The sequence below is a fragment of the Thiomonas sp. genome (genome assembly GCF_034007205.1).
In the GTDB taxonomy this organism is placed as follows: Bacteria; Pseudomonadota; Gammaproteobacteria; order Burkholderiales; family Burkholderiaceae_C; genus Thiomonas.
In genome coordinates this window covers 1-21,053 of sequence record NZ_JAVERI010000027.1, presented here as the reverse complement: position 1 = coordinate 21,053, position 21,053 = coordinate 1, and the positions used below count along the sequence as shown (strand labels likewise).

23 protein-coding genes and 2 CRISPR repeat arrays are annotated in these 21,053 nt (G+C 63.1%); of the genes, 19 read left to right on the top strand and 4 right to left on the bottom strand.

All coding sequences use genetic code 11. The features are described from left to right. Positions 1–87: 87 nt before the first annotated feature. Positions 88–1,104: direct repeats of the CRISPR family, unit length 36 nt; unit sequence GTTTGCCCATGCCCGGTTCGTAAACGGGATTAAGAC. A gap of 970 nt (positions 1,105–2,074) precedes the next feature. The 19 genes from RBR52_RS14715 to RBR52_RS14625 all read left to right on the top strand — a co-directional run bounded on the left by RBR52_RS14715 (position 2,075) and on the right by RBR52_RS14625 (position 18,269). After that, positions 2,075–2,284 carry a type II toxin-antitoxin system HicB family antitoxin gene (locus RBR52_RS14715; RefSeq protein ID WP_320378033.1) on the top strand — a complete coding sequence of 70 codons (210 nt, stop codon included), beginning with the start codon at positions 2,075–2,077 and terminating at the stop codon, positions 2,282–2,284. Continuing rightward, complete coding sequence (locus tag RBR52_RS14710) at positions 2,281–2,433, top strand: type II toxin-antitoxin system HicA family toxin (protein WP_320378032.1); 153 nt, start codon at positions 2,281–2,283, stop codon at positions 2,431–2,433. Before RBR52_RS14715 ends, RBR52_RS14710 begins: the two co-directional genes overlap by 4 nt. Before the next feature lie 76 nt (positions 2,434–2,509). Then, positions 2,510–2,737, top strand: coding sequence for a hypothetical protein (locus tag RBR52_RS14705; protein WP_320378031.1), 228 nt, complete (start codon positions 2,510–2,512; stop codon positions 2,735–2,737). A 499-nt stretch (positions 2,738–3,236) separates the two neighbouring features. After that, the gene (locus RBR52_RS14700; protein ID WP_320378030.1) at positions 3,237–3,431 is read left to right on the top strand and encodes a YqaE/Pmp3 family membrane protein; all 195 of its coding nucleotides are present in this window, start codon (positions 3,237–3,239) and stop codon (positions 3,429–3,431) included. Between the two features lie 16 nt (positions 3,432–3,447). After that, entirely contained in the window at positions 3,448–3,975 is a 528-nt protein-coding gene (locus RBR52_RS14695) for a hypothetical protein (RefSeq protein WP_320378029.1), read from the top strand. An 84-nt stretch (positions 3,976–4,059) separates the two neighbouring features. Further along, positions 4,060–4,317, top strand: coding sequence for a hypothetical protein (locus RBR52_RS14690; RefSeq protein WP_320378028.1), 258 nt, complete (start codon positions 4,060–4,062; stop codon positions 4,315–4,317). A gap of 238 nt (positions 4,318–4,555) precedes the next feature. Then, the gene (locus tag RBR52_RS14685) at positions 4,556–4,753 is read left to right on the top strand and encodes a YqaE/Pmp3 family membrane protein (RefSeq protein WP_320378027.1); all 198 of its coding nucleotides are present in this window, start codon (positions 4,556–4,558) and stop codon (positions 4,751–4,753) included. 145 nt (positions 4,754–4,898) lie between these two features. Continuing rightward, complete coding sequence (gene cas6 / locus RBR52_RS14680; RefSeq protein ID WP_320378026.1) at positions 4,899–5,822, top strand: CRISPR system precrRNA processing endoribonuclease RAMP protein Cas6; 924 nt, start codon at positions 4,899–4,901, stop codon at positions 5,820–5,822. Positions 5,823–5,941: 119 nt separating this feature from the next. After that, positions 5,942–7,792 (top strand): CRISPR-associated protein Csx16, encoded by a 1,851-nt coding sequence (csx16, locus tag RBR52_RS14675; RefSeq protein ID WP_320378025.1) that lies wholly within the window; start codon positions 5,942–5,944, stop codon positions 7,790–7,792. A 102-nt stretch (positions 7,793–7,894) separates the two neighbouring features. Further along, on the top strand, positions 7,895–8,176 hold the full coding sequence (locus RBR52_RS14670) for an antitoxin of toxin-antitoxin stability system (RefSeq protein ID WP_320378024.1): 282 nt from the start codon (positions 7,895–7,897) through the stop codon (positions 8,174–8,176). A gap of 124 nt (positions 8,177–8,300) precedes the next feature. Continuing rightward, the gene (gene cas1, locus RBR52_RS14665) at positions 8,301–10,475 is read left to right on the top strand and encodes a CRISPR-associated endonuclease Cas1 (RefSeq protein ID WP_320378023.1); all 2,175 of its coding nucleotides are present in this window, start codon (positions 8,301–8,303) and stop codon (positions 10,473–10,475) included. Between the two features lie 20 nt (positions 10,476–10,495). Beyond that, on the top strand, positions 10,496–10,780 hold the full coding sequence (gene cas2, locus RBR52_RS14660; RefSeq protein WP_320378022.1) for a CRISPR-associated endonuclease Cas2: 285 nt from the start codon (positions 10,496–10,498) through the stop codon (positions 10,778–10,780). A gap of 5 nt (positions 10,781–10,785) precedes the next feature. Further along, positions 10,786–11,094 carry a CRISPR-associated endonuclease Cas2 gene (cas2, locus tag RBR52_RS14655; RefSeq protein ID WP_320378021.1) on the top strand — a complete coding sequence of 103 codons (309 nt, stop codon included), beginning with the start codon at positions 10,786–10,788 and terminating at the stop codon, positions 11,092–11,094. Positions 11,095–11,653: 559 nt separating this feature from the next. Further along, positions 11,654–13,282: a CRISPR direct-repeat array (repeat unit 36 nt; unit sequence GTTTGCCCATGCCCGGTTCGTAAACGGGATTAAGAC). Positions 13,283–13,784: 502 nt separating this feature from the next. Further along, positions 13,785–14,042, top strand: coding sequence for an antitoxin (locus RBR52_RS14650; protein WP_320378020.1), 258 nt, complete (start codon positions 13,785–13,787; stop codon positions 14,040–14,042). Continuing rightward, positions 14,039–14,362 (top strand): type II toxin-antitoxin system PemK/MazF family toxin, encoded by a 324-nt coding sequence (locus tag RBR52_RS14645; RefSeq protein ID WP_320378019.1) that lies wholly within the window; start codon positions 14,039–14,041, stop codon positions 14,360–14,362. Before RBR52_RS14650 ends, RBR52_RS14645 begins: the two co-directional genes overlap by 4 nt. Positions 14,363–14,511: 149 nt before the next feature. Next, complete coding sequence (locus RBR52_RS14640) at positions 14,512–14,976, top strand: hypothetical protein (protein ID WP_320378018.1); 465 nt, start codon at positions 14,512–14,514, stop codon at positions 14,974–14,976. After that, entirely contained in the window at positions 14,954–15,241 is a 288-nt protein-coding gene (locus RBR52_RS14635) for a type II toxin-antitoxin system RelE/ParE family toxin (protein ID WP_320378017.1), read from the top strand. The genes RBR52_RS14640 and RBR52_RS14635 overlap by 23 nt, the downstream gene beginning before the upstream one ends. 374 nt (positions 15,242–15,615) lie before the next feature. After that, complete coding sequence (gene csm6 / locus RBR52_RS14630) at positions 15,616–16,797, top strand: CRISPR-associated ring nuclease Csm6 (RefSeq protein ID WP_320378016.1); 1,182 nt, start codon at positions 15,616–15,618, stop codon at positions 16,795–16,797. Between the two features lie 146 nt (positions 16,798–16,943). After that, positions 16,944–18,269 (top strand): hypothetical protein, encoded by a 1,326-nt coding sequence (locus tag RBR52_RS14625; protein ID WP_320378015.1) that lies wholly within the window; start codon positions 16,944–16,946, stop codon positions 18,267–18,269. A gap of 267 nt (positions 18,270–18,536) precedes the next feature. Here RBR52_RS14625 and RBR52_RS14620 read toward each other — a convergent pair whose 3' ends face one another. From RBR52_RS14620 to bamE, 4 genes are all read right to left on the bottom strand, one after another. Beyond that, positions 18,537–18,755, bottom strand: coding sequence for a hypothetical protein (locus RBR52_RS14620; protein ID WP_320378014.1), 219 nt, complete (start codon positions 18,753–18,755; stop codon positions 18,537–18,539). A gap of 224 nt (positions 18,756–18,979) precedes the next feature. Continuing rightward, positions 18,980–19,852, bottom strand: coding sequence for a hypothetical protein (locus RBR52_RS14615; RefSeq protein WP_320378013.1), 873 nt, complete (start codon positions 19,850–19,852; stop codon positions 18,980–18,982). A 60-nt stretch (positions 19,853–19,912) separates the two neighbouring features. Further along, entirely contained in the window at positions 19,913–20,212 is a 300-nt protein-coding gene (locus RBR52_RS14610; protein ID WP_320378012.1) for a hypothetical protein, read from the bottom strand. Positions 20,213–20,395: 183 nt separating this feature from the next. After that, entirely contained in the window at positions 20,396–20,800 is a 405-nt protein-coding gene (bamE, locus tag RBR52_RS14605; RefSeq protein ID WP_320378011.1) for an outer membrane protein assembly factor BamE, read from the bottom strand. Positions 20,801–21,053: the final 253 nt, after the last annotated feature.

The window sequence follows — 21,053 nt, the reverse complement described above, 5'->3', positions numbered from 1 at the left end:
AAAAACAGGCGGTCGATACATTTGGAAACGGTGGGCGCAGCAAAGGGGCGAAAAAGCTGTTGACAATCAATGGGTTGCAGGGGTAGAGTTTGCCCATGCCCGGTTCGTAAACGGGATTAAGACGCGGATTTGAACCATCTCGGCTCCCAGGGCGGTTTGCCCATGCCCGGTTCGTAAACGGGATTAAGACGCCAGGTTGCCCGCCGCAAAATGCAAATCGCTAAGTTTGCCCATGCCCGGTTCGTAAACGGGATTAAGACGGAGGCTGAAATGATGACTGGGGCGTCGTCGGGTTTGCCCATGCCCGGTTCGTAAACGGGATTAAGACATGCTCGCCCATTTCCGTGATGGGCTAACGACTGGTTTGCCCATGCCCGGTTCGTAAACGGGATTAAGACTCTTTTGCCGGTCTTTCGACCAGCCTTTTTTCCGATGTTTGCCCATGCCCGGTTCGTAAACGGGATTAAGACTAATAGGCCTTCATCTAGGAGGGCCTGCAAGCGGCGTTTGCCCATGCCCGGTTCGTAAACGGGATTAAGACAAACAGTTCAACTCGAACTTCGTTGCTACCAAAAGTTTGCCCATGCCCGGTTCGTAAACGGGATTAAGACGCGGCTGCGCAGGGAGTGGGTGAGTCAGAACCCGTTTGCCCATGCCCGGTTCGTAAACGGGATTAAGACATGGTGATTCTCCTTGATCAATGGCCCGACCAAGGTTTGGTTTGCCCATGCCCGGTTCGTAAACGGGATTAAGACGCCAGAGACGGCGATCGCAATCGCCTCTTCGTACGTTTGCCCATGCCCGGTTCGTAAACGGGATTAAGACTGGGTCTCCGTGGTTTTCTTGTCGTTGGGGAAAAGTTTGCCCATGCCCGGTTCGTAAACGGGATTAAGACGGATGCGTTCACGGACCGCATCAACCGTGAAGTCGTTTGCCCATGCCCGGTTCGTAAACGGGATTAAGACATCGAGGGCTTCCTTGTATAGGGCCTCGCGCTTTGTTTGCCCATGCCCGGTTCGTAAACGGGATTAAGACTCGCGGTTGAGGAGTGCGACCATCGTGGCCGCAGTTTGCCCATGCCCGGTTCGTAAACGGGATTAAGACGGCGTGAGCGTGGCCCCCACGATGTTCGCCTCAGTTTGCCCATGCCCCGGGAAACCGGGGGTCAGGTCTAGCTTCGTAGCATGAATTTCCCCGCCCGGCACTTTGAACCGTTGATGAGCATCTGATGAAAATCCGTCTTTGCCTGATTTCGGAACGGCCACCGGCCAATCTGTGCGCAGGGCAAATCCTCCCCACCCCAACCCTCCCCACGAGTGGCCGAAAACCTGGCGGCTCAGGAATGGTCAGCCCTGCAAATCCTCCCCACCCCAACCCTCCCCACGAGTGGGGAGGGAGCACGGCGAAACCGGGCGTTAGGTCTGGCTTCGGAGGGAAACCGGGGGTCAGGTCTAGCTTCGTAGCATGAATTTCCCCGCCCGGCACTTTGAACCGTTGATGGGCATCTGATGAAAATCCGTCTTTGCCTGATTTCGGAACGGCCACCGGCCAATCTGTGCGCAGGGCAAATCCTCCCCACCCCAACCCTCCCCACGAGTGGGGAGGGAGCACGGCGAAACCGGGCGTCAGGTCTGGCTTCGTAGCACGATGGCAAGGCGACCGCAGGGGGGGCGGGTATCCCGCGCCTTGTCGGGAGAACACCGCGCCGGCCAATCCGCGAGATACCTTCGGGTATCGCTGTAGGTGGCGCCTTGCCCTGACTGCGATAAATCCATCCTTTTTAGGGGTTCCATCAAGCATGAAACACGGCATGAGTGCCGTGCTTCACGCGATCCGTCATGAACGAATACGAACGCATGGAGTTTCGTTGGGCCTCGGTTGCGCGGCGGCGGTAACATAGCCGTCCTTCATTCGGAGGGCATCGTGTCTACGCAGTTCGCCACACCGGAAGCCGAGGCACTGAGGCCCTCTCCTGAAGAGCAGCCAACGCCGAGATCGGCCACGCCTTCATCACCGAGTTCGAGCGATCCGCGGCACTACGGGTGGGTAGACTGTGGCCAACCAGGAGACCGACATGCATTACATACTTGAATGCGAACGGGAAGAAGACGGTCGTTGGTTAGCTGAGGTTCCTCAGTTGCCAGGTGTGCTGGCGTATGGCGCTTCGTCGAGCGAGGCCATGGCGCGGGCTGAGGTGCTGGCCCTTCGTGTCATGGCTGAGCGGCTTGAGCACGGCGAAGCCAAACCCACAGAAATCATTCTCTCTTTGCCTGCTGCTGCATGAGCCAGTGGCCTTCGTCCAAGGCCAAGCGTGTCTACGCTGCTCTTCTGCAGATGGGCTGGCAACTCAAGCGCCAAACCGGTTCACACCGAACTCTCGCTCGTGGGGGCGGGGTCAGGTCTAGCTTCGTAGCATCAGGGCAGCCGTCCTGAGTTGATCGTGCGCTCCACTTGTGGGGGGAGGAAAGGCTGGGTGTGGATGCGAGGTGAAGGCCCTCAAATCGCCGCCATGCTCCATCGCCACTTGAACCACCTGGATTTCACCCTGGCCGCCATCGATGACGTGATCTCCCGCGGCAAGATGGGAGATTGGGAAGACCTGCGCGTCGCCGTCATCGATGACCCGCATGTGGCGGAAAAGGTCCTGCGCGTGTGCCGGCCTTACGCTGGGGAGCGCTATGCGCAGCGGCATCACTTCTGGGCGCAATATGTCCATGGACGCGGACGCACTGCCTGAGTGGGAGCGTGTGCTTTCCTCGGCCGCGCGGTTGCAGCGCATCCTGCCTGCCCGACGTGACCGCGCAGACCACGACCTGGGGCACGCCAGACCGGGCTGGAACAAGGGCAACCAAACCCTGTGGAAGCCGTAGCGCCCGAGGGCAGGGCGCAGCAATTGCGGCGGGAAGTCGCCGAAAATCTCATTGCCGCGCTACCGCCCTGTACTGCCCGAACTGGGCGGAAAACTGAAAAAACGGCGAACTCAAGGGTGTCACGGCGGACATCGGGCGCAAGGGAAATCGCTTCGTCATCCTGAGTCTGAGGGCGGGCTGATCCGCGCAGATGGCGTTCGCGTCTCTCGGGCGCGGCGCAGGCGCCTGCAAACTTGCAGCAGGCCTCCTGTCGCTCACAGTGTGGAACAATGCAGACATCCTCTCTCCGTGGTCGTCTGCGCGGCGATTCGTGGCCTACACCGAGACGGGGTTGTGTGAGTTGTGAACGTCGAAAGCGAGTCTGCGATGGAAATCTTCGTTGCCAAGTGGTTGCCGTTTCTCTACTTCTGGCGCTCTGGGCGCCGTGGTGCGGGCTTGGCGGCGCTGCTGATGCAGCTGACCCTCATCCTGTGGCCCATCGCCTCGTTCTGGGCGATGGCGGGCGCGGTGCGCGCCCAGGAAACGGCGCAGTGGTACCCGCTGGTCCGGCGGGATTTCTGAGCGAAGGGATCGAGCCATGTCTGCACTTCCTGCCATTACCCAACACGTCGAGGGCACCACGCGCTTTCTGTGTCCGCATTGCCGATCGGACGACGTGCGCAAGGTCTCGCTCATGTACGAGCAGGCCACGAGCAACCTGAACTACCGCGCGCTGTCGATGAACGACCAGGGCGGCGCGGCCTACACCGCCGGGTCCGGCGGGCTGCAGAATCTGATGGGCGGGCGGATCGCGCCGCCTGTGCCGCCCGAAGCTCCGGTCAAGCCACGGTTTCCCATTTTTTCGCTGATTTCGTTGGCTATGGCCACTTCCCCGATTACCGGAATTGGAATGACGAACGCATCTACTGGGGATCGTTTGGTGGCGTTTGTCCTGTATATGTTGCTACCTATGTCGTTTCTGCCGAAATATGTCATGCAGTCGCTGCGCTACGCAAGCTATGCACCGCGTTACCAGAATCTGCTCTTGCCTGATTACCAGCAACGCCATGCAAAGTGGTCCAGATCATGGATGTGCATGCGCTGCGGCGAAATCCACGAGCGCTGAGCAAAACCGTCGCGCCTCTGCGCGAATGCGTCAGCGTATGGCGAATCACCGACCGTCGGTCACCATCTCTTCAAGGAGCCCAAAATGAGCATCAAACCCGTTGACATCATCGACCTGGAAAACGGCGTGCAGATCGAGGTCTATGAAGACGGCGATATCGTGCTGGTCAGGCAGCAGCTTTTCATTCAGATCACCGCCAGTGAGTTGTACAAAATCGCCGCCGCATCGAAGGCGGCTGCCCGGGATGCGGCAAGAGTCGCCGTGAAGAGCGCTGCCACGCCGTCGTCGCCCAAATCGCAGGCGGCGTCGCAGGCAGCGACGGGCGCCGTCCTGAAGTCGTAGTCTGGGCGGTGGGCGCGCGTTTTGGCGCAAGCGCCAAAACGCGCCAGCAGGAAGCGCAACCCACCGTTCAGGGCGCGCGACCCGCAAACTTGCGCCGCCCGCTTCCCTGATCGAAGCACCCTACATTGCGAACCTCCCGATGAGTATCATCGCGCCGGGCAGCGTGGCCGTTGCTCGAAGCGGCGTGCCCGCGGGCCTTTGATCATCGATCATCCAACCGAACCACAAGGAGACCACCATGCGACTGCTCATTGCCCTGCTCCTGCCCTGGCTGACGTTCTTCACCATCGGCAAGCCCATCTCGGGCATCATCTGCCTGATCCTCCAGATCACGCTGATCGGCTGGATTCCCGCGACCATCTGGGCGGTGTATTCGCTCAGCCAATACAAGACGGACAAGAAAATCGCCAAGGCGCTTGCCGCCCGCGAGGGATGACGGAGGTTCAGCTTCTCTATAGCATGGCTTTCCCCAGGGATGGCTCGCAGCCGTCTCGCTGCGGCAAAGTGTGTGTTGACGGCGCGCTATGCGGCTGGCGGAGAGTGCTGCCCTACCCGCATCCCCATTGCATGTCCCGAACGATATGAACGAACCGATCGCAGCTTCCTCTTCCGTGGGCGGTCTGGCCTTGAGCCGCCAGCGCTACACCCTGCGCAGCAAGGGGCTGCATTGGTCGGGCTTTCCGGGCGCGTTGCTGCACAGCGGGCTGGGGATGATGCTGGCGCGGGTGTCGCCCGCGGTGTTCGAGGTGCTGATCGGCGGCGAGGATGCGCGGGCAGGCGAGGCGTCACGCCCCCGCCCGTGGTGGATGCTGCCGCCGCTCGATGTCCGCATGGCGTTTGCGCCGGGCGACGATCTGCAACTGGACCTGTTTTTCGCCAACCCGCAAGGCGACTGGGCGGACGTCTGCGCGCAGGCGCTCGAAGCGCTGGGCGAGGCGGGTGTGGGCAAGTCGCGCGGGCGGTTTGCGCTGCTGCGGCACGAGCCCGTGCCCTGGGCGTGCAACGAAGGGCAGGGCGAGCGGGCGCCGCTGCCTGCCGCACCCATCGAACTCGGCCGCATGCTGGCTTCGGCGCGCTTCATGGAGGAGGGCGCGAGGCACATCGGGGTGCAGTTGCTCACGCCCTTGCGGCTGAAGGGCGAGCAGGGGCTGGTGCAGCAGGCGCCTGCCGCCGCGCTGTTCGTGCGCCGCCTGCTGGCGCGCGCGGCCATGCTCTCGGGGGTGCGCATGGTCGATCTGCCGCTGGCGCAGCAGGCGCTGGAGCAGGCGCATACCCTGCTCATCACGCAGCAGGATCTGCACTGGGACGACCTGTCGCGCTACTCCGCGCGGCAACAGGCTGAATTGCCCCTGGGCGGCTTGACGGGCTGGCTGCGCTACAGCGGCGCAGGCCCGCTGGACGCCGCGCTGGCCTGGTTCGCCGTGGGTGAATGGCTGCACCTGGGAACCAAGACCACGTTTGGCCTGGGCGCCTACCGTTTGCTGCCGCAGCGCGTGTGCGGATAGTGCGGCATGAGGGCGTGCGGTCGGTTGCGCAAACTTGCCGATTCCGGCGCCCGGCGCCCGCGCAGTATGCTTGAAACCTTGGACATTTCCGAACCTTGACGAGCAGATTGGGGGCAAGCATGACCGTTTATTTCGTTTCCAGACACGATGGCGCACGGCGCTGGGCGCAGATTCTGCAAAAGCAGGGCAACTGGCCGCATCCGGTCGATGCCTACGTCGATCATCTCGATGTGTCGGCGCTGAAAAAGGGGGATGTGGTGATCGGCACCTTGCCCTTGCGCGAGGCGGCAGCCGTCCGCCAGCGCGGGGCGGAGTTCTTTTCGCTCGATCTGCAGGTGCCGCCGCATTGGCGCGGGCAGGAGCTCACCGCCACGCAGATGGCCGCATGCGGCGCCACGCTCACCAGCTACCGACTGACGGTCAAGGAGACGGTGGAAATGCACCCGGTGAACAAGAAGCCGCGGGCCGTCAAGACCAGCCCCGCTGTCACCGTGATGCTGGTCAGCCAGGAGCTCATGCCGCAGTATCTGGGCTTCGCGCAGGCGCCCACGCCGCAGGTGATTCTGGCGGTGACGAAAAGCATGAGCGCGCGAGCCGAGGCGCTCGACGCGCTGCTGCAGGCGGCGCCGCAGCCGCCCGAGAGAATCAAGCGCCTGCATCTCGATGAATCTCAGGGCTACGCCGATCTGCTCAAGCAGGCCGAGGCCCTGCTCGACAAGCTGCATGGCGACGGCGCGCAAGAGGTGAGCTTCAACCTCACCGGCGGTACCAAGCTCATGGCGATGGCCTTCGCCCAAGCCGGGCAGGCCGCGCAGCGCATGGGCGACGCCGTGAACCTGCAATATATCGATACGGCCAATGGCGTGATCGAGCAGATTCAGGGCAGCCGCTCCACCCGGCTGCCGCTGCCTGCGCGAGTGGGGGTGCGCGAAGCCGTGCTGGCCTCGGGCAAGGCCGATGCCGGTTGCGCCAGCGCCTCGGTGCGGTTCGCGCAGCAAATGAAGCGCAAGGCGCTGCACGACCATCTGATCGATGCCAGCGTGACGATGATCGGCTCGCTCAATCAACTGGCGATGGACATGGAAGCGCTGTGCGCCAACCCCGATCGCCACAGCGCCTGGCTGGATGGCAAGCGAAGCAAGCCGAAAGCAGGGGCATTCACCTTGGTCAGACCCGTCCAGGACAAAGCCGACTTCCGTCTGGATTCCCTGCGCAAGGCGCTCGCGGGCAAGCTCGGCGCACTGTTGCATGAACAGGGGGTGTTGTCGGACAAGCCCACGCTGCAGGACGGCCTGCTCAGCCTGAAGCTCCCTCATTCCGCTGAAATCGACTACCTCAAGGGCGGCTGGCTGGAGGCGCATCTGGCTTCCATCATCGCCGCGGCCGGGCCAGACGACTGGGCCTGCGGCGTGCAGATCGGTCAGGAGCATGGCAGGAACAACGAGATCGACGCCATCGTCACCTGCGGTAACCGCACCCTGCTGGTGGAAGTCAAGACCGCCAATCTCGCCCGTGATTCGGTTGGGGACGGTGGCGAGAAGTCCAGCAAGGGGCAGGACGCGATCTACAAGCTCGACTCCATCGGCCACGATCTGGCGCGCAACTTCAACGACAACTGGCTGGTCTCGGCGCGCGCGCTCAGCACGGTCGATGTCGTGCGCGCCAAGGACAAGCGCATCAAGGTGTTTGCGCCGCAGGGCAAAGAGGCGCCTGCCCGCGCGGCGATCAAACCCTTCACCGAGGCGCTGCATGAGTGGATCGGGAAGGCCCGCGCCGTATCGCCGGTGCAGCCGGGGCAGACTTTCACCCCGCTGAAGGTGTCGTCCGATTGGAAGAAAAAAGAGAAAAATGCCTTCAAGGACTCATCGGCCCCGGCGAAAAAAGGCGCGGCGCGCGGCGCACTGAGCGACACCAACCTAGCCAAACTCGAATCGCTGAAACCGCAGAAATCCCCGGCCCGCGAGGGTTGAGGTCGAACGCGGCAGGCACCGATGCAAGTCATTACGGTACTTCAGCGCGCAGGGTAGTGATACCGTATATATTTCATTAGTATCCATACAAGGGAGCGTTCCATGTCGAAGGAAGCCGTTTTCACGATGAAGCTGGAACCGGAGCTGCGCGCCGAGTTCATGGCCGAGGCGGCAGCAGAAGACCGGCCCGCGTCCCAGGTCATGCGCGAGTTGATGCGCGGCTACATCGAGCAACGCCGCCGTGCCCGCGACGATGACGGCTACCTGCGGCGCAAGGTCGATACGGCGCGAGCCTCGATGCATGCCGGTGGCGGCCGGTCGAATGAGGAGGTTGAAGCCGAGTTCGCTGCGAGGCGCGAACGGGTCGCCGCAGGCCAGGCGTGATCGTCATCTGGACGCCGGAGGCGGAACAAGACCGTGCCGACATTTGGGGCTCCATCGCAGCCGACAACCCCGCCGCAATCTTGCCAGACCGCCGCAGCGCCATAGCCGCCTCTACATTGGCGGCATGGACCTCGCCACCCCGCTTCCCCTGCTTGATCGCGCCCTGCTCGACGACAGCCTGCTCGCAGGCTGGGAGCGGGTGCGCGACAACGCGGGCGGGCCGGGGGTGGACGGCGTCACCATTACCCAATTCGGGCGCGACATCCTCACCCGGCTGCCCGCGCTGCGCCAGCGCGTGACCAGTGGCTCCTACGCGGCGCAACCCCTGCGCCGTATCGAGCTGACCCGCCCAGGCAAGTCGCCGCGCGTGCTCGCAGTGCCCTGCGTGGCCGACCGGGTGGTGCAAAGCGCCGTGGCGCTTACCCTGAGCCCCTTGCTCGATCCGGGGTTTGAAGATTTCAGCTTCGGCTACCGCCCCGGGCGCAACGTGCCCCGAGCCGTGCAACGTCTGTGCGATGCACGCGACGCCGGGCTGGTGTGGATCGCCGAGGCCGACATCCAGAGCTGCTTCGACGGCATTCCCTGGGCCGCCCTGATGCAGCGCCTGAGCGACACCCTGCCCGACCCGTCGCTGCTCCCCTTCATCCGCCATTGGCTGGGCCTGCCTCTGCAGTGGGGCAATGGCCGCCAGAAGCCACGCGCGATGGGCGTGCCGCAAGGCTCGCCCCTGTCGCCGCTGCTGTCCAATGTGTTTCTCGACGGGCTGGACAAGGCGCTGGCAGGCGGCCCGTGGCGGGCCGTGCGCTATGCCGACGACTTCGTGCTCGCCGCCGCCCGGCGCGAAGACGCGCAGCAAGGGCTCAAGCGCGCCGCAGCGTGGCTGAAGTCGGCCGAACTGCGCCTCAACCTCGACAAGACCCGCGTCGTCCACGTCGATCAGGGTTTCACCTTTCTCGGCGTGCAATTTCTCGGCAGGCAGGTCAGCGCCGTGCAGCCGGGGGCCGAGCCTTGGGTGCTGCCCCGCCCTGACAAGGCCAGGCCCGGCCCCAAGGCGGCGCATCAGGCGCCGAACCAGGCGCCGAAACACGCCCTGCCGAACAAGAAAAACAAACGGTCCGCCGAGGGGAAAGCGCCCGTTTCGGACCGCACCAGCACATCCGCCAACGAAGGTGCACAGTCGAACCGAACCGAGGCGCCGTCGCCACGCGCACCCAAGCCCGCAGCCACACCACAAGCCGCCGCGCAGGTTGTGGCCGCACAGGCCGCCGCCGTCGCCCCGCCCACGCATTCCGCCGCACCCCGTCTGCGCACCCTCTACCTCACCGAGCCCGGCGCCTATCTGCACATCGACGGCGAACGCCTGCTCGTCGGCAAGGGGCAGGACGAGCTCGCCAGTATTCCCGCCGAAAAGGTCGATCAGGTCGTGGCCGACACCGAAGGCGCGGTCAGCTTCGGCGCGCTGCGCCTGCTGCTGCGCCACGACGCCACGCTGCTGCTCACCCCCGGCGCCAGCGGCGAGCCCGCCGGGCTGCTCGTGCCGATGAACGGGCGGCAGGTGCAACTGCGCGCCGCGCAGTTCGCCCGGCTGAGCGACGGCGGCTTTCGCATCGCCGTGGCGCAGCGCATCGTGCAGGCCAAGATCGCCAACTCGCGCGTGCTGCTGCGCCGCTACCGGCGCTTTCGACCCGAAGGCGACCGCAACGAAGATGCCAAATTGCAGCGGCTTTACGCCCAATGCACCCAGGCGACCACGCTCGACGCCGTGCGTGGTTTCGAAGGCTCGGCCGCGCGCGTGCACTTCGACGCCTTCGCCACCCTGCTCGGCCCGCAGTGGGGCTTCGACCACCGCAACCGCCAGCCACCCAAGGACCCGGTCAATGCGCTACTGTCCTACGGCTACACCCTTCTGTTTCACACCGTGCACACCTTCATCCTGCGCCGTGGGCTCGACCCCTTTGTCGGCGCGCTGCACGCCCCGCGCGACGGCCACGCCGCGCTGGCCTCCGACCTCATGGAGCCCTACCGCAGCCTCATCGTCGATGCCACCGTGCTGCGCTTTCTCACCCAGGGCGGGGTGGACCCCGAAGACTTCGCGCAGGAAGAACCGGGCCGCCTGCCCGTGGGTGTCAAGCGCCGCTTCATCCAGGCGCTGGAACAAAAGCTCGCCAGCCCGGTGGGCCGCGACGGCAGCGCGGGCGACGCCCCCGACTGGCGCCGCATCATCGAGCGCGACGTGAACGGTTGGGCCGCCGCCGTCCAGGGCCAGCCGCAGGCCTATGCGCCGTGGCAGGCGCGCTGAGCAACAGCAGTCCGCGCCCCATGAGCAGCCTGATCGTTCTCGCCTACGACATCGCCGACGACCGCCGCCGCCGTCGTGCCGCCCGCCTGTGCGAACAGCGCATGCTGCGCGTGCAGGAAAGCGTGTTCGAAGCCTGGCTCACCCCCGCCGAACTGCGCCGCATCCTCGCCAGCCTGCAAGACGAGATCGACCCCAGGGCCGACCAGGTCCGCACCTACACCCTGGCGCTGCGCGACTTCGCCCGCCGCCGCGTGCTCGGGAAAATGCCCCAAGCCGTGCCCGACCCCGACTACTACCTCGTCTGAACTCCATGACCACAGCCGCCACACCGCAAAGCATCGAACAGCTCCACCTCATCGCCTTCGACCTCGCCAGCGACCGCCGCCGCTACCGCCTCACCCGCCTGCTCGAAGGCTACGGCCTGCGCGTGCAGGAAAGCGTGTTCGAAGCCTGGCTCACCGATCAGCAACAGGCTGTTCTGCTGCGCAAGGCCGAGGCCATTCTTCACCCCGAGCAAGACCGGCTGGTCTGCTACGTCCTTACCCCTGATGAGAGCGCCCGCTTGCGCACCCTGGGTTGCGCATACCCTGCACCCAATCCGGACTATCACCTGATTTGACGGTCAATGGTTGCAAGCTTGCACCGTGCGCCCATTCCGCCGAAGCCCCCTACATTGTTCACCGAGCCCAGCTCGACCCGCAGCGCCGTCTGTCCAAACGAGGCAGCGGCGCGGGCCGCGACGTGCTGCAGGAGCCTCGCCCTGGTGCGAGACCTGCGGGCCGCGCCGCCCGGCGGGAAGAGGACTGCCGCAGACGCGAGCGCGCCTGTTGCCCCTGCGTCCGACGGAGGGAGGCCGCCCGCCGGAGCCGAGTCCAGCCGGACAAAGACCCCCCGCGTCCGACGGGGCGCTGAACGCAGGACGCCGTTGCGCGCTCAGCCGAACCGCCAGAGAGTTCAGCTCCGCAGACGGCCCAGCCCGTTGCAGCGCCAGCGCACAGGCCGGTGGGTGCTGCGCGTCGTGAAAATGGGGCAAAAACCGTCGGTGAGCGCAGCGCGTTGATTTTATTGAGAAAAGTGGGGTGGAGTGATGAAAAAACAGGCGGTCGATACATTTGGAAACGGTGGGCGCAGCAAAGGGGCGAAAAAGCTGTTGACAATCAATGGGTTGCAGGGGTAGAGTTTGCCCATGCCCGGTTCGTAAACGGGATTAAGACGCGGCAAGGATGGAGCTTTTGATAAGCATGATGATGTTTGCCCATGCCCGGTTCGTAAACGGGATTAAGACAGGACCAGCAATCCGAGATGAAAGCACGTCGAAGTTTGCCCATGCCCGGTTCGTAAACGGGATTAAGACCAGAATCGCACTAGGGTATTGTGATCCTCTGCGGTTTGCCCATGCCCGGTTCGTAAACGGGATTAAGACATTAAGCAGGAATTTTGGTTCCATGCTCTCTCGTTTGCCCATGCCCGGTTCGTAAACGGGATTAAGACGCTAACGACGTCGCCTCGTGCGCGCAGATTACGTTTGCCCATGCCCGGTTCGTAAACGGGATTAAGACTGAATTCAAGCCCGGAGGCCGACTTCATTTTGGTTTGCCCATGCCCGGTTCGTAAACGGGATTAAGACACCGCCAAGAACGCCAGGAAGCCTATAAAAAATGGTTTGCCCATGCCCGGTTCGTAAACGGGATTAAGACCCTCCAGCGCTTGATCTTATTTTCCAGATCAATGGGTTTGCCCATGCCCGGTTCGTAAACGGGATTAAGACACCCCTCCCGGGGTCATTTCTTGAAGCGTGTCGCCGTTTGCCCATGCCCGGTTCGTAAACGGGATTAAGACTTGAGCAGGAACATCTTGTCCATGCTTCTCTCGTTTGCCCATGCCCGGTTCGTAAACGGGATTAAGACGACATAGCCCTTTTTTTGCCTGTCCGCGATGGCGTTTGCCCATGCCCGGTTCGTAAACGGGATTAAGACTTTCATCCCCAGTTTGTCGCAGACTTCTGCGACGTTTGCCCATGCCCGGTTCGTAAACGGGATTAAGACGTCGATGTGCACGGTTTTTCCGTCCGTGCACGCCGTTTGCCCATGCCCGGTTCGTAAACGGGATTAAGACCCCGAGGGTGCAGGCCGTGATCACCATGGCCATGGTGTTTGCCCATGCCCGGTTCGTAAACGGGATTAAGACGTGAAGCCCGAACCGTACGGGTCGCCGTTGTGTTTGCCCATGCCCGGTTCGTAAACGGGATTAAGACGGCGTGACTCCGGATGGCGAAACCTTGACGTGTTTGCCCATGCCCGGTTCGTAAACGGGATTAAGACACTTCCTCTTGGCGGAGGCGCCTGATCTCCGCGTTTGCCCATGCCCGGTTCGTAAACGGGATTAAGACCCTTCTTTGCGAGGTCCAGGATGCCCTCGGTGGTGTTTGCCCATGCCCGGTTCGTAAACGGGATTAAGACTTCATCCCGAGCACCTTCACGGTGGCGGACTCGAGTTTGCCCATGCCCGGTTCGTAAACGGGATTAAGACGCAAGCACGGGGCGGACCAGGCCGGAATACAGGCGTTTGCCCATGCCCGGTTCGTAAACGGGATTAAGACGGACCGCACACAGATGACGCGAGAGCCCAAAAGTTTGCCCATGCCCGGTTCGTAAACGGGATTAAGACGAGATACTCGACCTCCAGCGTCTGATCTTCTTTTTGTTTGCCCATGCCCGGTTCGTAAACGGGATTAAGACCACGCAAGATGTGGGTCATCTCCGGCTTATCCGGTTTGCCCATGCCCGGTTCGTAAACGGACGGGGGTCAGGTCTAGCTTCGTAGCATGCCCCCCCTTTCAGTCCTACGAACTTTGCGGAACTGCTGATGAAAATCCATCTTTGCCTGATTTCTGAACAGACTTGGCCAGTCTGCGCGCAGGGCAAATCCTCCCCACCCCAACCCTCCCCACTCGTGGGGAGGGAGTGAGCATCCGCCGCCGAGTCACGCGGGCGGAGGTGCGAACGGACGGGGGTCAGGTCTAGCTTCGTTGCATGCCCCCCTTCAGTCCTACGAACTTTGCGGAACTGCTGATGAAAATCCATCTTTGCCTGATTTCTGAACAGACTTGGCCAGTCTGCGCGCAGGGCAAATCCTCCCCACCCCAACCCTCCCCACTCGTGGGGAGGGAGTGAGCATCCGCCGCCGAGTCACGCGGGCGGAGGTGCTGGAAAACTCAATTTGCAGATCGATCCGCTGACGCGGGAGTAGGGCTTTCTTTAAAGGGGGGGGCAGATATGTTATATTTTTAGATAACTTATGGGGGATCCTATGCACACCACAAATCTGCGCAAGGTTGGCGGCTCCGTCATGCTCGCCGTCCCTCCGGCGCTGCTCGATGTTCTGCATCTTTCAGCCGGGGCCAAGGTCGGACTTTTGGTCGATAACGGGCGGCTCGTTGTCGAGCCGACGGCACGGCCACGCTACACGATGGCCGAACTTCTGGCCGCTTCGGATTATTCGCAGCCCCAGCCGCCCGAGGAACGCGAATGGGTTGATGCCCCCGCCGTAGGCCGAGAGCTTCCATGAGGCGTGGTGAGGTCTACCTGGTCGATCTGGTCGATCTGGACCGCGAACAGCGCGGGCACCGCCCGGTGGTCGTGGTCTCGCCGGATGAGTTCAACCGGGCAACCGGCCTGCCGGTGATCTTGCCGATCACGAATGGCGGCGAATTTGCCCGTCGCATGGGTTTTGCTGTGCCTTTGGCCGGGACCAAGACAACCGGCGTTGTCCGCTGCGATCAGCCGCGCGTTCTCGATCTCAACGCGCGCAATGGCCGCAAGGTGGAAAGTCTGCCGGCTGTGCTCATGGATGAGGTCTTGGCCAAGGTGGTCACGATCTTTGAGTGAGGTGCAACGGGGGTGATGTTCACACCCTCTCATTCGTCGAGCACGGTTAACGAGGGTCTGTCTGACTGTCTGAGTCTGACAGTCTGTTGCCAATTTATAAGTAATCGGTCAAAATGTCTCGCATGATTCCTGCGACAAAAGGTGTAGTCATGGCCCTCACAGCAGACACGATCGACCATACGACCCTTGCCCGTCTCGTGGAGACGGGGGTCGTGCGCGGCGCCGATGTCATTGGCCACGGTGGCGGCTGGGGCGTCGTCGTCAAGTACGGTATGACCGAACGCTCACTCGCCGCCAGGCGGGGGGGCGTTCGGACGTTCCGAAAGTTTGAGACCCTTGTCTCCTATCTTAAAGAGATGGGGATTTCCCAATACAACGTCAACGCCGCCGATTTCGACCCCCGGGCGATCAAGACAAGCCGCGCGAGGCCCGATGCCTCCGAACGGATGCGCAGCGCCTTCGAGGCCAAGGCACACACCGATTGGGTGCGCGAGAAGGTGGCTGAATCGCTGGCCGATCCACGGCCCAACATTGCGCACCGCCAGGTCATGGACGAGGTGCAAGCCCTGATCGACTCCAGGCGGAAACTGCATGCAGGCAAGGCCGCGTCTTGAGTGGCGTCCGCAGGCCAGCGCCGATCTGCTGGAAATCGTGGCCTATATCGCGGACGATGACCCCGATGCTGCCCAAGCGCTGAAAGATGAGATCGAGGCCAAGGGCGACCAACTGCCTGATCACCCCAGGCTCTACAAGCCATCGGCTCGCGTCACGGGCTTGCGCGAGCTGATCGTGCGAAGCAATTGCATCGTGCTCTACCGTGAGTCGCCTGAGCGGGTGGAGATTGTGAACGTGGTCCACGCCCGCAGGCAGTGGCCCTAAAGAAGCGCCATCTCCATCTGACCGATGGAGAAACAACGGGGTCTGGCTTCGTGGCCTGATTTCCTCCTTTCGGCCCTACGAATCTTGCGGGACTGCCAATGAAAATCCACCTTTGCCTGATTTCCGATCAGCCTCTGGCCAATCTGCTCGCCGCGGTCGACCGGGAGCATGGATGCGACAAGGCGGCGCTGGCGGTTTCGCCGCAAATGCACGGGAGGCGCGACATCAGAGCCGGGTGTTGCGCAGCCCTCGCCATGACGCCGCGGCAAGTTTGCAGGACGGGCGTGGGCCTCGCGGCGCGCTAAATTGACGGCCTGTCGGCGTGGCGGCTGCCGCCGCCGTCGATCCTCTTCTTCCCTTTGCAGGCCACAGTCATGTCCACTTCGCTTTCCAATGCGGCGAGCGCCGCCCCCTCTCAGACCACCCGGCGCGTGCTGCTGTGCGCCATCGGCATGTCGCCCCAGATCGTGACCGAAACGCTGTATGCGCTGGCGGTCAAGCCCGAAGCGGGGCTCGAGCCCTGGATTCCGACGGAGGTGCATGTGGTGACCACGGCGCGCGGCGCCGACAACGCCAAGCTCAATCTGCTGTCGGGCAATCCCGGCTGGTTTCACCAGTTGTGCGAGGACTACGGGCTGCCGGAGATGGGGTTCGAGCCGGAGAACATCCACATCATCCGCGATGCGCAGGGCAGGGCGCTCGACGACATCCGCACGCCTGCGGACAACGAGGCTGCGGCCGATCTGATTTCCGAACTGGTGCGCGGCTTCACCGCCGAGGAGAACAGTGCGCTGCATGCCTCGCTGGCCGGGGGGCGCAAGACCATGAGCTATTACCTTGGCTATGTGCTGTCGCTGTTCGGCCGCCCGCAGGACCGGCTCTCGCATGTGCTGGTGAGCGAGCCGTTCGAGGCGCATCCCGATTTCTATTACCCCACGCCGCAGGAGCGGGTGATTCACAGCCGCGCGCCGTTGCCGCCGCAGGCGATGAACTGCGCCGATGCGGTGGTGCAACTGGCGCAGGTGCCTTTCGTGCGGCTGCGCGACGGTCTGCCCGACCGTCTGCGCGAAGGTCGCAGCAGTTTCTCGGAAACCGTGGCGGCGGCCAGCCACGCGCTGGAGCCCGCGCGGGTGGTCATCAAGCTGCAGTCGCGGCAGGTGTGGGTCAATGAAGTGCACATACCGTTCAACGGCTCGGCGCTGTCGCTGTTCGTCTGGCTGGCCCGGCGGGCCGCAGCGGATGAGCCCGAGGCGGACTTTCGGTCGGTGGATGATGCGCGCGATTTCCTCGCCTGCGCGCGCGAGCTGCTGTCGGAGATGAGCGCGGATTTCGAGCGCATCGACGAAACGCTGGCCCGATCGATCCGGCTGGCCGACGGCGATGCCCTGGCCGGGTATTTCCAGCCGCTGATGAGCCGTGCCGTGAACGGCGTGCTGAAAGGAACCCTCGGCAACTCTCTGGCGCAGCGGGTGATGATCATCAACTCCGGCAGCCGGGGCAAGAGCCGCTACCGCCTGCCCGCCGATCTGGACATCACCTGGATCGACCGAGGGTGAGCGCGTGCAGGGGGCGGGGTCAGGCTGCAAACTTGCAGCGGCTCCCGTCCGTCGCAAGGCGCCCCACAATACCCGAACCTGGCAGCCAGAACGATGCCGGGCCAGTAAATATTTCTTGGCTCAATCTGAAACGGGGAACCACAATCATGTCTTGGAAAAATGCCACTCTCTTGTCATTCATGTCCGCCCTGGCGCTGACCCTCTGCGCCTGCGGGGGCGGCAGCAGCAGCGGAGTCAGCGGGCCGCCGGGGACCACGTCCACCACGCCGGGGGCTGCCGGAACCACCACCAGTTCGAACGCGGCGGCGTCGAGTGTGCAGGGCACGGTGGCCTATGGGCGCCCGGTATCGGGTGGATTGGTCGTGGCCGTCGATGTCAACGGCAACAAGTGCGGCTCGGCGACGACGGCCAGCGACGGCACGTACAGCATGAACACGATGTGCGCGCCCGGGCCGGTGGAGTTTGCGGTGCTCTCGGGAGCTCCGAACAACCTTCCGCTGATGACGGTCGCCGTGCCCGCCAACGCCAATGCGGTCGTGAGCGGGGTCGTCAACATCACGCCGCTGACCACGATGATCGTGTATGACTTTCTCGGCACGCAAACCGTGCTCAGCGGCGTGAACAGCCCCAACAGCTTCAGCCAGGCCGTGGGCTTCGTGCCGACGCTCGAAACCACGGCTTATCAGCTCTACGGCTCCAGCGCCGCCTTTGCCGCGATCAGTCAGGCCTACCAGAATTCGGCCAGCCGGGTGTTGGGCGCGCTGTCACTGACGCTCTCCAACTACGGCGTATCGGTCGCCTCGGGTTTCGACCCGGTGACGGCACCTTTCACGCCGAATGGGCAGGGCATCGACAAGTTTTTCGACGACTATCCGGAAAGCGTCACGGGCAGCAACAACCTGCAGCTCGGCAGCGCCAATCCGATCCTTTCGGTGATTTTCAGCGGCTCTTCGTCGGCGCCATCCACCCTGGGCGGAACGGCAGCGGGATCGGCGGGGGCACCGGGTACAGCAGGCTCTGCGGGATCTGCCAGCGCAACAGGAATCGCGAGTTGCGCGCCCGGAACCTACTGTCAGGCCTATCTCGGTAAATCGGTGACCATCAGCCAGACGGTATTGGGAACAGGTTCTGTAACCAGTGCCCCGCAATATCAGGAAACCTGCACCGGGACGGTCGCCTCGACGCCGACGACTGTCGCAAACGGCTCACTGACGGGCACCATACAGGTCGCCATGATCAGCGGCAGTTGTACGGTCAATGGGCAGACGACGGCGCTGTATGGCTACGTTTTCCCCTTCGCTCCGGGCTCGAATAACGAAGACCCGATCACCACAGCCGATGGTCTCGGTTACTCGGCAGCTTCCGACTGGATGCCGAATGCCGCGGCGGCCAATGGCGCCTTTCCGCAAACTTTTTCCTTGGATACGGCGACGTCCCTTGGCGCCGTCTCGGGCACGCTGACCATCCACTGATTCCCGTCATCTCAGCAACGCGCGGGCTGCCAGGCCCGCGTTTTTTTGACTGGCCGTCATTTGTCGAGTGGCGCCGCGCAGCACACTCATATCGAGTTTGAGAGCGCCCCCAGAGTTGCCGGATTCGCGCCAGGTTCACCGAGGGAGATGAAAAAAGTGGGGTGTGTCGGCGAGACGAGGCTCAGGCCGCTCAGATAACGATCGTTTTATGAGCGATATGCCGCGATCGCGGCATAAGGGCGATCACGGCAAGACTTCGACGAAGTTCTACGTCGCTGTCAGAACGTAGCGCATCCGGCCCGACACCTTGCAGGTCGGCTTGATGCTGCGGCTGACCAGCAGGCGCTGCACGATGTGCCCGGGTAAGGCGATGGCCTCGCTGCCAAGGCGAAGGCTGTATTGGATGGGGCAGTCTTGCGTTTGCTCGATCCAGCCGCCTGATTGCAGTATTTCGAGGGTGGCGTGAAGGGTTTGTTCAGTGGGCATGATGCTTCCTTGCAATGAGCGCACGATCCCCTTGATCGTGTTCGCCATGAAGAAAGCGCTTTGCCCGCAGGCAAAAGCGGCCACTGAATGTAGTGAAGCGTGGATGATAGCTTGAAACGCGCGGCCTGTGGCTGTGGGATATTGGAAGATGCTTGCAGCATCAGGCTGCCTGGTCGCAGCGAGACTCGCGCTGCGGTACGCTTGCCCGTTTCTTCAGCTTCCCCTCAAAAATCCCCGCCCCGCTCGGTACTGGCGTTGAAACGGATGATCCGGTAGGGGGCATGGGTGGAGACGTACTGAAATTCGAGCGCGCTGCGGTGCAGGGTGGCGAGCGCGCCGGCGATGCTGGCGGTTTTCTGGCCGCCGGTGATGTCGATCATGACGTCGCTTTCCTCATACCCCTGTTGGCCGGCGTGATCGAGGATGGAGTCGATTTCGTCGAGCAGGGCGCTCATGTCTTCGAAGTCCACGCCCTGGCCTGGGCGCGGGCGGATGTCGATGGACACGCCGGGCCGGTAAGTGCGAATGAGCTCGCCCGCAAGGGCCGCGTGTTCGCAGGACGATGCGGCGCTGTCACTTTGTGAACCACCTTGTGAACCAATCAGGTAGATGCGTTCCACGTGGGGGTGCGCCTCGATGGCGCGCAGCATCTGCTGCCATGACCAGTGGGGCGCAGTCAGTCGGGTCGTTTCTTCCAGACGGTCGGGCAGATCGATGACCTGTGGCGCTTCACCGGGCGATCCGTTGCGCATGGAGCTGATTTGCCAGCCTCGGGGGCCGCGCAGCAGGTCGTAATGGCGTTTTTCGGACAGGAAAATGATCAGCACCTTGCGGGGATTGGGCGTGTTGCGCTGCCTGAGCGAGGTGATCGGAAGCAGTTGGCGCCCGAAGCGGTACACCAGCGCGGCGCCTGCCATGAAGCTGGCGATACCCAGGAGCGTGATGGGCGGTGCCAGACGCAAGCCGCCCGACTCCCAGGTGATGCCGTTGGATGCCCAGTTGGAGCCGATTGCCATGACCAGGGTGCCGGTAAAGGTCATCAGCCAGGCGCCCAGGCGTCTGAATTTCCATCGCTTGCGCCGGGAACGGGAAGGCATGTCAGGGGCGTTTTGCTGTTGTCGTGAGGATCGGGTCCAGCGGCCTGCGCCGCGCCGAGATCAGAGCCGGTTCTTCCAGCCGTCGAGCAGCACGCAGGCGGACAGCGTGGCCATGAGGCCAAAGGGTATGACGGCGACGTTGGAGACGATCTGCCACCACAGGGGCAAGGGCTGGTCGGAAAAGCAGGGGATGCCGGTCAGCGGCCACTGCAGCAGCTCGATCGCCGCGATGACGGCCAGATTGCGCCGCAGAAAGACATGAGCGTAGCGGACGTACAGCATGAGGTCGATGCGCCCGCTGGCGTCGAAGGGGGCGAAGTAGCGCACGGGCAGGGAGCGGGTGAGGGTTTCGAGGGTCATGGCAGTCCGGTCAGGTGGTCAGGTGATGAGGGGCGGTGTGGCGCAGCCGAGCGCGGCGGCTTCGGCCGAAGAGCGGCTGGCCAGCACCGCAGCTGAAGGTCGAGGCGGACGAAGGACTGGGTTCCCCACGATCGTCCTCGGTTGGGTGGATGCTGGGCCGGCGCGAGGCCGACCCGGTGGCGCTTACTGCCCGACTCCCGATTTGTACACGCTCTGGCCGTGGGTATAGGAGTAGTTTTCCACCACACCATCCTTGTTGAACAGGATGACCAGCATCTTGTGATCGACATTGGCATGGTGCACGAACAGGTTGACGATGGGCACGAAATCCACCGCGGTGGGGGTGGCGTGGGCGAAGTTATAGGTCCATTGTTCGTCGCCATTGTTGAAACTGACGCTTTGCGGCTGGCCGAGCGTGGCCTGTACCTGCGCCTTGGTGGTCACGTCTTTTTCGATGTGTTGCCGCAGGGTCGTGGAGGTTTGCCGGGACAGGGCCTCGTTGCCGGCGCTGGCGCAACCGCCCAGCAGGGCGACGCCCAGCAGGGAGGCGGCGAAAGCGGTGCGACGGGTGTTCAGAAGGGTTTTCATGGTGGTGTTCCTTGTGGTTTGAATTCAGGGATACAGCGTGTTGGGTTCAGGCTGCTGGCCGCCGATGTCGATCAGGCCTGTCGCCATGTTTTCAGCGACCTGCAAAGGCGCAGGGTTTTGCAAATTTGCAGAGGCGAAATGCGTATTTCAGCCCATCGTGGACGGCATTTCAGGCTGATCGTGGACGGGATTTCAGCGTGATCGTGGACGGCGTTTCAGTCTGATCGTGGACGCTGTTTCAGCGTCATCGTGG

Coding starts and splice junctions, on each gene's coding strand:
- RBR52_RS14715 (WP_320378033.1), top strand. CDS start 2,075: ATGCATTACATACTTGAATGCGAACGGGAAGAAGACGGTCGTTGGTTA.
- RBR52_RS14710 (WP_320378032.1), top strand. CDS start 2,281: ATGAGCCAGTGGCCTTCGTCCAAGGCCAAGCGTGTCTACGCTGCTCTT.
- RBR52_RS14705 (WP_320378031.1), top strand. CDS start 2,510: ATGCTCCATCGCCACTTGAACCACCTGGATTTCACCCTGGCCGCCATC.
- RBR52_RS14700 (WP_320378030.1), top strand. CDS start 3,237: ATGGAAATCTTCGTTGCCAAGTGGTTGCCGTTTCTCTACTTCTGGCGC.
- RBR52_RS14695 (WP_320378029.1), top strand. CDS start 3,448: ATGTCTGCACTTCCTGCCATTACCCAACACGTCGAGGGCACCACGCGC.
- RBR52_RS14690 (WP_320378028.1), top strand. CDS start 4,060: ATGAGCATCAAACCCGTTGACATCATCGACCTGGAAAACGGCGTGCAG.
- RBR52_RS14685 (WP_320378027.1), top strand. CDS start 4,556: ATGCGACTGCTCATTGCCCTGCTCCTGCCCTGGCTGACGTTCTTCACC.
- cas6 (WP_320378026.1), top strand. CDS start 4,899: ATGAACGAACCGATCGCAGCTTCCTCTTCCGTGGGCGGTCTGGCCTTG.
- csx16 (WP_320378025.1), top strand. CDS start 5,942: ATGACCGTTTATTTCGTTTCCAGACACGATGGCGCACGGCGCTGGGCG.
- RBR52_RS14670 (WP_320378024.1), top strand. CDS start 7,895: ATGTCGAAGGAAGCCGTTTTCACGATGAAGCTGGAACCGGAGCTGCGC.
- cas1 (WP_320378023.1), top strand. CDS start 8,301: ATGGACCTCGCCACCCCGCTTCCCCTGCTTGATCGCGCCCTGCTCGAC.
- cas2 (WP_320378022.1), top strand. CDS start 10,496: ATGAGCAGCCTGATCGTTCTCGCCTACGACATCGCCGACGACCGCCGC.
- cas2 (WP_320378021.1), top strand. CDS start 10,786: ATGACCACAGCCGCCACACCGCAAAGCATCGAACAGCTCCACCTCATC.
- RBR52_RS14650 (WP_320378020.1), top strand. CDS start 13,785: ATGCACACCACAAATCTGCGCAAGGTTGGCGGCTCCGTCATGCTCGCC.
- RBR52_RS14645 (WP_320378019.1), top strand. CDS start 14,039: ATGAGGCGTGGTGAGGTCTACCTGGTCGATCTGGTCGATCTGGACCGC.
- RBR52_RS14640 (WP_320378018.1), top strand. CDS start 14,512: ATGGCCCTCACAGCAGACACGATCGACCATACGACCCTTGCCCGTCTC.
- RBR52_RS14635 (WP_320378017.1), top strand. CDS start 14,954: ATGCAGGCAAGGCCGCGTCTTGAGTGGCGTCCGCAGGCCAGCGCCGAT.
- csm6 (WP_320378016.1), top strand. CDS start 15,616: ATGTCCACTTCGCTTTCCAATGCGGCGAGCGCCGCCCCCTCTCAGACC.
- RBR52_RS14625 (WP_320378015.1), top strand. CDS start 16,944: ATGTCTTGGAAAAATGCCACTCTCTTGTCATTCATGTCCGCCCTGGCG.
- RBR52_RS14620 (WP_320378014.1), bottom strand. CDS start 18,755: ATGCCCACTGAACAAACCCTTCACGCCACCCTCGAAATACTGCAATCA.
- RBR52_RS14615 (WP_320378013.1), bottom strand. CDS start 19,852: ATGCCTTCCCGTTCCCGGCGCAAGCGATGGAAATTCAGACGCCTGGGC.
- RBR52_RS14610 (WP_320378012.1), bottom strand. CDS start 20,212: ATGACCCTCGAAACCCTCACCCGCTCCCTGCCCGTGCGCTACTTCGCC.
- bamE (WP_320378011.1), bottom strand. CDS start 20,800: ATGAAAACCCTTCTGAACACCCGTCGCACCGCTTTCGCCGCCTCCCTG.